Origin of the sequence: Nocardioides sp. (assembly GCF_034670285.1) — a bacterium.
Taxonomy (GTDB): domain Bacteria; phylum Actinomycetota; class Actinomycetes; order Propionibacteriales; family Nocardioidaceae; genus Nocardioides.
The window spans coordinates 1-10586 of sequence record NZ_JAXMNS010000092.1; the positions used below are offsets into that span (position 1 = coordinate 1).

Sequence of the window (10586 nt, forward strand, 5' to 3'; positions counted from 1 at the left end):
GGACCAGGCTGATGTCGCCGAGGTCCTGGGCCAGCTTGAGCTTGGCGGCGTCACGAGCGCTGAGGGCGAGGACGTACTGGCTGAGCGCGGCGCTGTCGGCGCTGACCACGGGCTGGCCGTCGGGTCCGACCTGCGGAGCCACGGTCACCAGGCCGTTGGCGAGGATCAGCACCTCCTTGAACAGCACGCGGACCTCGGGCTCCGCGGAGCCGGCGAAGGTGCCGGTGATGAAGACGCCGACGCGCGTGCCGGCGGGCGTGAAGCCGCTGATGCGCGAGGTGTCGTCGAGCGTGATCGCGGTGGCGGTGAGGCCCTCGGGCACGACCAGGCCGGTCTCGGAGGCCACCTGGTCGATCGATCCGAACTTCTGCGTGAGCAGCTGCTCACCGGGGTAGATCGTGGTCAGCGCGACGGTGGAGGTGAAGTCGGTGCCCTCGTTGGTCGAGCCGAGGATCAGCTCGTCGCTCGGCACCGGCTTGCTCAGCAGCTTGCCGGCGTTCGCGGCGTCGGAGGCCGACTCTCCCGGCGAGATCACCTGGGTGGCCACGAGCACGTTCTGGGTCTCGAACTGCTCGGCCGCCCGGTCTTCGGCGTCCTGGGCGTAGATGAAGACGAGACCTGCTCCGAGCGCGGCCACGATGACGGCCACCACGAGGAGAATCCTGCGTCGGTCCATGCTGGTAGATCCTTCACTCTCGCGTCCCGAACGGCGTTCCGGAGCACCGGCCCGGTGGGTCGTACGACCTCACTCTAGGGAGCCCGGCGGTTCGAGGGACACGATCCGCCGAATTCCGCCGCATCCTGGGACGCGCCCGGCTCCATGCCCCTGGTGGCACAAGGGGCCGAGCCGGACGAGAAGTCAGACGTAGAGCGCGGCGATGTCGTCCTTGCACTCACGCAGGACGACGTTGCGCTTGAGCTTGAGGCTCGGGGTGAGCTGGCCGGCCTCCTCGGTCCAGTCGTCGCCGAGGATCTGGAACTTGCGGATCGACTCCGCCTTCGAGACCGCGCTGTTGGCGTCGTCGACTGCGCGCTGGATCTCGGCGCGCAGGTCGGCGTCGTCGACGAGGTCGGCGATCGAGCCCGACTTGTGGTGGGTCTTCGCCCACTGGGGGAACGACTCCGGGTCGAGGGTCACCAGGGCGGCGATGAACGGCTGACGGTCGCCGACCACCAGGGCCTGGCTCACCAGGGCGTGAGCGCGCAGTCGGTCCTCGAGCACGGCCGGGGCGACGTTCTTGCCGCCCGCAGTCACGAGGATCTCCTTCTTGCGGCCGGTGATCTTGACGAATCCCTCGTCATCGACCTCCCCGACGTCGCCGGTGTGGAACCAGCCGTCGCCCTCGAGGACCTCGGCGGTGGACTCGGGGTTCTTCCAGTAGCCCGCAAAGACCTGTCCGCCCTTGAACAGCAGCTCGCCGTCGTCGGCGACGCGCACGGCCGTGCCGGGCAGCGGGCGACCGACGGAGCCGACCTTCTGGGCGTCGGGGAGGTTGACGGTGACCGCAGCGGTGGTCTCGGTCAGGCCGTATCCCTCGAGGATGGTCAGGCCGATCCCTCGGTAGAAGTGGCCCAGCCGCTCCCCGAGCGGCGCGCCGCCGGACACGGCGAACGCGCACTCGCCGCCGAGGGTGTCGCGCAGCTTGGCGTAGACGAGGCGGTCGAACACGGCGTGCTTGGCACGCACCGCGAGCGGCACCCGCCCCTTCTCGAGGCCCTTGGAGTAGGCGATGGCGGCCTCGGCCGCGCGGTCGAAGACAGGGCCTCGACCGGAGGCGGTCGCACGCTGCGACGCGGTGTTGAAGACCTTCTCGAAGACGCGCGGCACGGCGAGGACGAACGTCGGTCGGAACGACTGGAGGGTCGGCACGAGCTGGCGGATGTCGGAGCTGTGACCCAGACGCACCCGTGACTTGATGGCGCCGATCTGGATGATCCGCGCGAAGACGTGCGCCAGGGGCAGGAAGAGCAGGGTGGAGGCGTTCTCGCCCTCGAAGAGACGGTCGAGCTCGTCGACCGCGACACCCAGCTCGGTCATGAAGTTGCCGTGGGTGAGCATGCAGCCCTTAGGGCGTCCGGTGGTGCCGGAGGTGTAGATCAGGGTGGCCAGGTCGTCAGGTCCGGCGAGCGTGCGACGAGACTCGAGGGTCTCGTCGTCGATGTCGTCGCCGAGGCTGGCGAGGATCTCGACCGCGTTGTCGTCGATGGTCCAGACGTGGTTGAGGTGCTCGAGACCGGCGCGTACAGACGAGACGCGCGCCAGGTGCTCGGCGCCCTCGCCCACGACCGCCACGGCTGCGGAGTCCTGGAGGATCCACTCGACCTGGGCCGCCGAGGAGGTCTCGTAGACCGGCACGCTCACCGCGCCCGCGCACCAGATCGCGTAGTCGAAGAGCGTCCACTCGTAGCGGGTCTTGGAGATCAGGGCGATCCGGTCGCCGGGCGCGATGCCCGAGGCGATCAGTCCCTTGGCGACCCTGCTGACCTCGGCGAGGAACTCGACCGACGTCACGTCGGTCCAGCCGCCGGCCTCGGGCCTGGCCAGGACGACGGCGTCGGGGGCCTCGGCGGCGTTGCGCAGCAGGTCGTCGGTCAGGTTGCCGGTCGTGGGGATCGGCAGGTTGAGGGGAGTGGAGTACTCGCGCACGGTCGCCTCCGCGGGTCTGAGGGGGTCGGCTGCGTCGCTGCGCCGTCCGACCGGATGGGTGGTGAGGGCTGTGGGAGGGCCCGCAGAGGGGCCGTCGTCGACGTGGGCGCCGACCAACCAACGCTACCGCCGGGCAGCACAGGGCCCGACTCTGGCCCTGTCGGGCGCTCGCAGGGTGTGGTCGCGAGCACGGCGTCGGTGTCCGGAGGTGATCCGGTAACCTCCGAGCGGTGCCGGTCGTCGGCGAGCCCGCCGGTCGACCCTCCTTTCGATCAGACTTCCCACCAGAGACTGCAGAGGTTCCTCATGGCTGACCAGACGACGTCCTCGATCGTCGTCGACGCCCCACCGAGCGCGGTCATGGCGGTCATCGCCGACTTCGACTCCTACCCCGTGTGGGCCAAGGGCGTCACGACCTCCGACGTGGTCAGCACCCTCGACTCCGGTCGGGCGCGCGAGGTGTTCTTCGCTCTCGACGTCTCGCCGATCAAGGACGAGTACACCCTCGCCTACGAGTGGGACGGCGACGCCCAGGTCACCTGGACCCTCGTGGAGGGCAAGATGCTGCGTGCCCTGGACGGCGCCTACGTGCTGCGCGAGCTTGCGGGCGGGTCGACCGAGGTGACCTACCGCCTGGCCCTCGACGTGGCGATCCCGATGATCGGGCTCATCAAGCGCAAGGGCGAGAAGATCCTCATCGACACCGCACTGAAGGGGCTCAAGCAGCGCGTCGAGTCGCTCGCCTGAGCCTCGTCCGAGCACTCTCCCCGTGACTGCTGTGGCTCCTGTGCGCATCGTGCTCTTCACCGGCAAGGGCGGCGTCGGCAAGTCGACCGTGGCTGCCGGAACCGCCGCGGTCTCGGCAGCGGCCGGTCAGCGCACCCTCGTGCTGTCGACGGACGCCGCGCACTCGCTCGCTGACGCGTTCGGCTCACCGGTCGGCTCCGAGCCGACCGAGGTGGCGCCGTACCTGTTCGTCCAGCAGGTCGACGCCCAGCTGCGCTTCGAGCAGTCGTGGGCCGAGATCCAGGGCTACCTGCTCTCCGTGCTCGACGTCGCGGGCGTCGACCCGGTCGCCGCCGAAGAGCTCACCGTCATCCCCGGTGCCGAGGAGGTCCTCGCGCTCCTCGAGCTGCGCCTGCACGCGCTCTCGGACGAGTGGGACGTCATCGTGGTCGACTGCGCGCCGACGGCGGAGACGCTGCGGCTGCTGGCCCTTCCCGAGGCGTTGGGCTGGTACATGGCGCGGGTCTTCCCCACCCAGCAGCGGGTGATGAAGGCACTGCGACCGGTCCTGAGCCGAGCAGCCGGCGTGCCCATGCCCGGCGGCACGGTCTTCGACGCGATCGAGCGGCTGCACGCCGAGCTGGACGAGGTGCGGGCGCTGCTGTCGGGGCCGCACGCGAGCGTGCGCATCGTGATGACGCCCGAGACCGTCGTCCTCGCCGAGGCCCGACGCAGCTACACGAGCCTGTCGCTCTTCGGTTACCGCGTGGACGGCGTCATCGCCAACCGCGTCTTCCCCAGCCAGGACGCCGACGACTGGCGCGCCGGGTGGGTGATGGCCCAGGACGCCGTCCTGGCCCAGGTCGACGAGTCGTTCGCAGGTCTGCCGATCTGGCGCTCGGAGTACCGCCCGGCCGAGCCGGTCGGGGTCGAGGACCTCCGACGACTTGCCCTCGAGCTGTACGACGGGCACGACCCGCTCGCCCCGCCGGTGGGGGAGGGACCGTTCCGGGTGACCCGCACCACCCAGGGAGCGGTGCTCCATCTCTCGCTGCCGTTCGTGAGCCGCGCCGAGGTCGGCCTCGCCCGCAACGGCGACGAGCTCGTCGTCACCGTAGGCTCCTACCGCCGCCTCCTCACGCTGCCGTCCGGGCTGGCCCGACTGAGGGTCGCCGGTGCGCGGGTGGAGGACGGCGAGCTGCGAGTCAGGTTCCGCGAGCCGATGTCCTCAGGGCAGGCATCACCAGAAGGAGAGGGACGGCGTGAGTGACGCAACGGGTCCCCAGGGGCCCCCAGACCAGCCCGACCAGCCAGACCAGCCAGACCAGCCCGGTCAGTCGGGTCAGTCAGGTCAGTCAGAGCCCGTGGGCAGCGTCGGTGAGGAGGCCGCCAAGCTGTTCGGCGCGCTCTCCGACTGGGCCAAGGACTCCGGACCGACCGCCGGCCTGGGTGCCGGCTTCGGCGAGAGCATCACCGAGGGCCTCAGCGGCTTCGCCGACCAGGCGGCCGCGACCGTGGCCGACCTCAACGCCCACCTCGCCACCGGTTCGGCGGAGTGCACCTACTGCCCGGTGTGCCGCACGGTGCACGCCGTGCGCCAGACGAGCCCCGAGGTCAAGGCACACCTGGTCGGAGCGGCGTCGTCGTTCCTCCAGGCGATGACCGGCCTGCTCGCGACGCTGCCTCCGCCGGCTTCCGGCAACCAGTCCGGCGCCGGCGTCGAGCGCATCGACCTCGACGACCCCGAGGATCCCGACGACCTCGAAGATCTCGACGACACCGACGACCCTGATGACCCCGACACCACCGAGGACGAGCACCGATGACCCTGACCTGTGGCATCGACATCGGCGGCACCAAGATCGCCGGCGCGGTCGTCGACGAGCAGGGGAAGATCCTGGCCGAGGCACGCGTGGTCTCGCCGGCGACCGACACCGAGGCGGTGGAGGACGCCGTCGCGTCCCTCGTCACGACGTTGTCGGCCCAGCACGAGGTCTCGGCGGTGGGAATCGGGGCGGCCGGCTACGTCGATGCCGGTCGTGCGGTGGTCATGTTCGCCCCCAACATCGCCTGGCGCGACGAGGACCTCCGCTCCGAGATCGAGTCGCGCGTGCACCTGCCCGTTGTGGTCGAGAACGACGCGAACGCCGCGGCCTGGGGCGAGTTCGCCTTCGGTGCCGCCGCGGACGTCGACGACATGCTGATGATCACCGTCGGCACCGGCGTGGGCGGTGGGCTGGTGCTGGGTGGCGAGCTCTACCGCGGCGCGTTCGGCGCTGCTGCCGAGATCGGACACCTGCGGGTCGTCCGCGGCGGTCGTCTGTGCGGGTGCGGAAACCTCGGTTGCCTGGAGCAGTACGCCAGCGGGTCCGCCCTGGTGAAGGACGCCCGCGCCCAGGCGCTGACGCCCGAGGCCGCCGACCTGCTGGCTCGCGCCGGCGGTAACGTGCTGGCGATCGACGGCCCGATGATCACCCGGGCCGCAGCCGAGGGCGACGCCTTCGCGCTCGGTCGGCTCCGCGAGCTGGGCACCTGGCTGGGTGAGGCGATCGCGTCCCTGGCCGCGGTGCTGGACCCGGGCGCGGTCGTGATCGGAGGCGGGGTGAGCGAGTCCGGCGACCTGCTCCTGGATCCGATCCGCGAGGCGTTCGTCAACGAGCTCACCGGGCGCGGGCACCGCCCGTTCCTGGAGGTGCGCGCCGCCTCGCTGGCCAACGCCGCCGGGGTCATCGGTGCCGCCGACCTGGCCCGCCGCTAGGCCACGAGCCACGGTGACGGTGATGGAGACCGCGACGTGAGCTTCCTCATCGGCGTCGACGTCGGCGGCACCAAGGTGCTCGCCGGCGAGGTGACGCCCGACGGCCGGGTCGTGCGCACGGTCACGCACCGCACGCCGGGGCGGCGCGTCAGCGTGACGGCCCTCGAGGACGCCCTGACCGCAGCGGTGCTGGAGGTCGCCGACGGCCGCACCCCGCTCGGCATCGGGCTGGCGGCGGCCGGCTTCGTCGACGCTGCGGGGGAGCGAGTGATGTTCGCCCCGCACCTGCCGTGGGCCGGCGAGGACGTCCGCCACCGGCTCGCGGAGCGGTGGGGGGCGCCGGTGACGCTCGACAACGACGCCAACTGCGCGGCGTACGCCGAGAGCAGGCTGGGAGCGGCACGAGGTGTGTCGTCGGCGCTGATGGTCACGATGGGCACCGGCATCGGCGGGGCGCTGGTGCTCGACGGACGAGTGCTGCGCGGCGCCAACGGGATGGCCGGCGAGTTCGGCCACATGCAGGTGGTGCCCGACGGTCGTGCCTGCGAGTGCGGTCGCCACGGCTGCTGGGAGCAGTACTCCTCCGGCAACGCGCTGGTCCGCCTTGCTCGTGCACGCGTGGTGGCCGAGCCGACGGTGCTCACCGATCTGTGCCAGGGGCAGCCCGACCAGCTCACCGGTCCGATGGTGACCGCGGCAGCCGAAGACGGCGACCTCGTCGCTCGCCAGGCTTTCTCGTCGGTAGGCGACTGGCTCGGAGTGGGGCTGGCCGGTCTGGTCGCTGCCTTCGACCCTGCCGTCGTGGTGGTGGGAGGCGGGGTCTCCGCGGCGGGGGACCGGCTGCTCGACCCGGCCCGGGCTGCTCTCGGGCGTTCGCTCGTGGGAGCCGAGCACCGGTCGGTGCCGGAGGTGCGGGCGGCCCTGCTGGGGCCGGAGGCCGGGCTGGTGGGGGCGGCGCTGCTGGCTGCCGAGCCGCCGAGCCGCGGCTGATCGAGCAGTCCGCACCGTCGCGCGGTGCGGCCTGCGTCAGAGGACGGCGCCGTTGTCGCCGGGGTCGCGCGGCTCGCGGTTCATCTTCAGGACGAGGTAGAGGAACCCGCCGACGAACCCCAGCACCAGGACATAGCTGATCAGCTCGGGGAGGCGGATCCCGAGGACCAGCGCGACCAGCAGGACCAGGGGAGACCCGAAGATCCCGACCCACGCGGCCATCCGGTCGGTGGTGGTCGTCGGGATCGGCGGCGGAGGTGGTGGGACGAAGCGGTCCTCGTCCTCCCAGCCGGTCGGTGCGGAGGCCTCCGACGCGCGTTCCCAGCCGTGGACGTCGTCCGGCTCCGGGTCGTCGGCGAGGGGCGGGCTCGTTCGGGGCTGGCGCTCCGGGGTCTGCGAAGCAGCCTCGGGCGGGTCGTCGAGGTCGGCGCGATCGCCATAGTTGTCAACGATCGCGCGCCAGGCCTCGTCGTCGTTCTGCACCACGGGGAAAGCCTAGCCAACGACCGGTCAGCCGGTCAGCCGGTCACTCGTGCGATGAACTCTGCGGAGCGCTCGAAGATCATCGGCGCGTCGTTGTCGAGGGTGGCGACGTGATAGCTCTCGGCCAGCGTCACCTCGGTGACGTCGGTGCTGCCCACCCGGTCGAGGATGATCGGCATCGACGTGTCGTCGACGACGTGGTCGTCGGGGGACCGGAAGTAGACCAGCGGCGAGGTGACCTGCGGCAGGTCGGCGATGAGGGGGCTCCACGCCTGCATGAAGGAGTGGATGGCCTTGAGGGGGGTGCGGTCGTAGGCACCCTCGGAGACGCCGGGCTTCTTGATGTCGCCCGCGATGGCCGGGAACGACGGCACCAGGTGCTTGAGCACCGGGAGCAGCTTGACGTCGAGCCGCTTGGTGGCCACGGCCGGGTTGACGACCATCACGCCGGCGACGCGCTCGGGGTGGTCGGCGGCGATGCGCAGCGCCAGCGAGCCGCCCATCGACAGCCCGCCCACGACGACGGCGTCGTGGTCGAGGCAGAGCTGGTCGAAGACGCGCGCGATCTCGCCGTGGAAGTCGTCGAAGCGGTGCTGGTTGAGGTCCTGCCAGGTGGTGCCGTGACCGGGCAGACGCGGGACGGCGACGCCGTACCCGAGGGCGCCCAGGTGCTCGCCCCAGGGGCGCATCGCGAGCGGCGAGCCGGTGAAGCCGTGGCTGAGCAGCACCCCGATCCGCCGTCCGCCGGTGAGCTCGGGGCGGGCGGTGAGGGAGAGCGGTGCGTGGGCGCCGTCGGGCGTGGCAGACGTCATGGGTCCGATCATGCCGCACCTGGTAGGGCCGGGTCCGCAGAGGCACTAGGGTTCACTCAGGCCGGTCGCAGCCGACCAGGTCGGACGGCCCCGGCAGGGTGCCGACGGAGTCTCGGGGAAGGGTGACACGGTTTGTTGTACTGGTTCTTGAAGTTCTTCGCGCTCGGGCCGCTGCTGAAGATCGTGTTCCGCCCGCAGACCGAGGGTGCCGAGCACGTGCCCGAGGGTGCCGCGATCCTGGCCAGCAACCACCTGTCGTACGCCGACTGGCTCTTCGTGCCGCTGACGCTGCCGCGGCGCGTGACCTTCGTCGCCAAGGCCGAGTACTTCACCAGCCCGGGCATCAAGGGCTGGCTCCAGAAGCAGTTCTTCACCGGCTCCGGACAGGTGCCCATCGACCGCTCGGGTGCGGACGCTGCTGCGGGCGCCCTGCTCGCGGCCAAGCGTGTGCTCGCCGACGGCGGACTCTTCGGGATCTACCCCGAGGGCACCCGCTCGCACGACGGCCGTCTCTACCGCGGGAAGACCGGCGTCGCCCGTCTGGCCCTCGAGTCCGGGGTGCCGGTGGTCCCGACCGCGGTGGTCGGCACCGACGTCGTGGCGCCCCCGGGCAAGACGTTCGGCTCGATCACGCGTCCGGTCGTGCGCTTCGGGAAGCCGCTCGACTTCTCGCGCTACGAGGGCATGCAGAACGACCGCTACATCCTGCGCTCGATCACCGACGAGATCATGTACGAGATCATGCGGCTCTCCGGGCAGGAGTACGTCGACATGTACGCCACCCAGGCCAAGAAGGAGTCCCAGCGACTCGACGCCGAGGCCAAGGCGGCGCGCGCTGCTGCTGCCGGCGACGACGGCGACGGGCCGGGCGAGCAGAAGAAGGCGTCCTGAGCCTGATGGCCGGTCGTCCTGGCTCGGGGCGCGCGGCGCTCGCGATCGAGGACCAGCTCTTCCGCGCGATCGCGGTCCTTCGGGTCGTGGTCCTGCTCTACGCCGTGGTCGGCAACCTCGTGCGGGGTGTCGACGACTTCGACCACCCGACGGCGGGCTACGTGATGCTCGTCGTGATGGTCGTCTGGTCCGGCTTCGCGACCTGGGCCTACGCCGACGCCGTACGACGGGGGCCGGCGCTGCTGGCGGCAGACCTGGTGGTCGCCCTGGCACTGCTCGGCGCGACACCGCTGGTGAAGGCAGCCGACTTCGACGCCAGCGTGCCCGGCTTCTGGGTGATGGCGGCGCTGCTGGCCTGGGCCGTGCGGTGGCGCTGGGTCGGCGGTCTCGTGGCGGGCGTGGTGCTGGGCGGTGTCGACATCGCCGTCCGCCAGGCGCCCGACGCCACCGACTACGGCAACCTGTTCCTGCTCCTGATCGGCGGCCCGATCGTCGGCTACATGTGTGGGTCCTTGCAGCACATGGCGACCGAGCGTGACGCGGCCGAGCGGGCTGCCGCCGCCGCCGCCGAGCGGGCTCGTCTGGCGCGCGTCGTCCACGACGGTGTCCTGCAGGTGCTGGCGCTCGTGCAGCGTCGGGGCGGCGAGCTGGGCGGCGAGGGTGCCAAGCTGGGCCGGCTCGCGGGCGAGCAGGAGTCGGCGCTGCGCAGCCTGATCAGGGCCCAGGACAACGTGCGCTCCGACGCGGCCGACGGAGTGATCGACGTGGCCGACCAGCTCGGCCGACTCGAGCTGCGCCCCGGAGTCGACGTGGCGGTGCCGGGCGGCGCGGTCGAGCTGCCGGCGCCGGTGGCGCTCGAGCTGCTCGCCGTGGTCACGGCCTGCCTCGACAACGTCACCCGCCACGTCGGTGACGCGGCGCCTGCCTGGGTGCTGCTCGAGGCGTTGGGCGACCGGGTCGAGGTGAGCGTGCGCGACGAAGGGCCAGGGATCCCCGAGGGACGCCTCGAGGCTGCCGCGATCGAGGGCCGCCTCGGCGTCAGTCAGTCGATACGAGGCCGCATGGCCGACCTCGGCGGCGAGGCACGTCTCACCACCGGGTCGTTCGGCACCGAGTGGGAGCTGGTCGTGCCGCGATGATGTGCAGGTGACCATCCACGACACCCATCCCTTCGCCGACCCCGACCCCGACCCGGCGCGCCGCTGGCGTGGCCGTCTGCTGCCGCACCCACACCGACGCCCGTGCTCACCACCACGCTGCCCATCGTGCCCGATGACGT

11 protein-coding genes are annotated in these 10586 nt (G+C 71.5%); 7 read left to right on the forward strand and 4 right to left on the reverse strand.

The genetic code is table 11. The features are described 5' to 3' along the window. Positions 1-676 (reverse strand): Flp pilus assembly protein CpaB (gene cpaB / locus VOI19_RS06575; protein WP_323792159.1); only part of this gene is annotated, 676 nt, incomplete at its 3' end. Between the two features lie 183 nt (positions 677-859). Next, entirely contained in the window at positions 860-2647 is a 1788-nt protein-coding gene (locus tag VOI19_RS06580) for an AMP-dependent synthetase/ligase (RefSeq protein WP_323792160.1), read from the reverse strand. Positions 2648-2953: 306 nt separating this feature from the next. On the opposite strand from VOI19_RS06580, the gene VOI19_RS06585 reads away from it, so the two are divergent. The 5 genes from VOI19_RS06585 (at position 2954) to VOI19_RS06605 (ending at position 7121) form a co-directional block, all read left to right on the forward strand. Further along, positions 2954-3394: an SRPBCC family protein gene (locus VOI19_RS06585; protein ID WP_323792161.1), complete on the forward strand. Its 441-nt coding sequence runs from the start codon at positions 2954-2956 to the stop codon at positions 3392-3394. A 22-nt stretch (positions 3395-3416) separates the two neighbouring features. Continuing rightward, positions 3417-4643, forward strand: a complete 1227-nt coding sequence (locus VOI19_RS06590; protein WP_323792162.1) for an ArsA family ATPase — start codon at positions 3417-3419, stop codon at positions 4641-4643. A gap of 94 nt (positions 4644-4737) precedes the next feature. Beyond that, positions 4738-5199, forward strand: coding sequence for a hypothetical protein (locus VOI19_RS06595; protein ID WP_323792163.1), 462 nt, complete (start codon positions 4738-4740; stop codon positions 5197-5199). Further along, positions 5196-6131: an ROK family glucokinase gene (locus VOI19_RS06600; protein ID WP_323792164.1), complete on the forward strand. Its 936-nt coding sequence runs from the start codon at positions 5196-5198 to the stop codon at positions 6129-6131. Before VOI19_RS06595 ends, VOI19_RS06600 begins: the two co-directional genes overlap by 4 nt. Positions 6132-6167: 36 nt before the next feature. Beyond that, positions 6168-7121 carry an ROK family protein gene (locus tag VOI19_RS06605; protein WP_323792165.1) on the forward strand — a complete coding sequence of 318 codons (954 nt, stop codon included), beginning with the start codon at positions 6168-6170 and terminating at the stop codon, positions 7119-7121. 36 nt (positions 7122-7157) lie between these two features. On the opposite strand, the gene VOI19_RS06610 is transcribed toward VOI19_RS06605, so the two are convergent. Both VOI19_RS06610 and VOI19_RS06615 read right to left on the reverse strand, forming a co-directional pair. Next, positions 7158-7607: a hypothetical protein gene (locus VOI19_RS06610; protein WP_323792166.1), complete on the reverse strand. Its 450-nt coding sequence runs from the start codon at positions 7605-7607 to the stop codon at positions 7158-7160. Between the two features lie 32 nt (positions 7608-7639). Next, a complete protein-coding gene (locus VOI19_RS06615) occupies positions 7640-8416 on the reverse strand; it encodes an alpha/beta hydrolase (protein ID WP_323792167.1) in 777 nt (258 codons plus the stop codon). Between the two features lie 132 nt (positions 8417-8548). Between VOI19_RS06615 and VOI19_RS06620 the strand changes: the two genes are divergently transcribed. Continuing rightward, complete coding sequence (locus tag VOI19_RS06620; RefSeq protein WP_323792168.1) at positions 8549-9307, forward strand: lysophospholipid acyltransferase family protein; 759 nt, start codon at positions 8549-8551, stop codon at positions 9305-9307. 5 nt (positions 9308-9312) lie between these two features. Further along, positions 9313-10446 (forward strand): MacS family sensor histidine kinase, encoded by a 1134-nt coding sequence (macS, locus tag VOI19_RS06625; protein WP_323792169.1) that lies wholly within the window; start codon positions 9313-9315, stop codon positions 10444-10446. The last annotated feature ends 140 nt before the right edge of the window (positions 10447-10586 follow it).

What these genes read in the sequence shown, in the direction of transcription:
- macS (WP_323792169.1), top strand. Translation starts at nt 9,313, where the DNA reads ATGGCCGGTCGTCCTGGCTCGGGGCGCGCGGCGCTCGCGATCGAGGAC.
- VOI19_RS06600 (WP_323792164.1), top strand. Translation starts at nt 5,196, where the DNA reads ATGACCCTGACCTGTGGCATCGACATCGGCGGCACCAAGATCGCCGGC.
- VOI19_RS06615 (WP_323792167.1), bottom strand. Translation starts at nt 8,416, where the DNA reads ATGACGTCTGCCACGCCCGACGGCGCCCACGCACCGCTCTCCCTCACC.
- VOI19_RS06585 (WP_323792161.1), top strand. Translation starts at nt 2,954, where the DNA reads ATGGCTGACCAGACGACGTCCTCGATCGTCGTCGACGCCCCACCGAGC.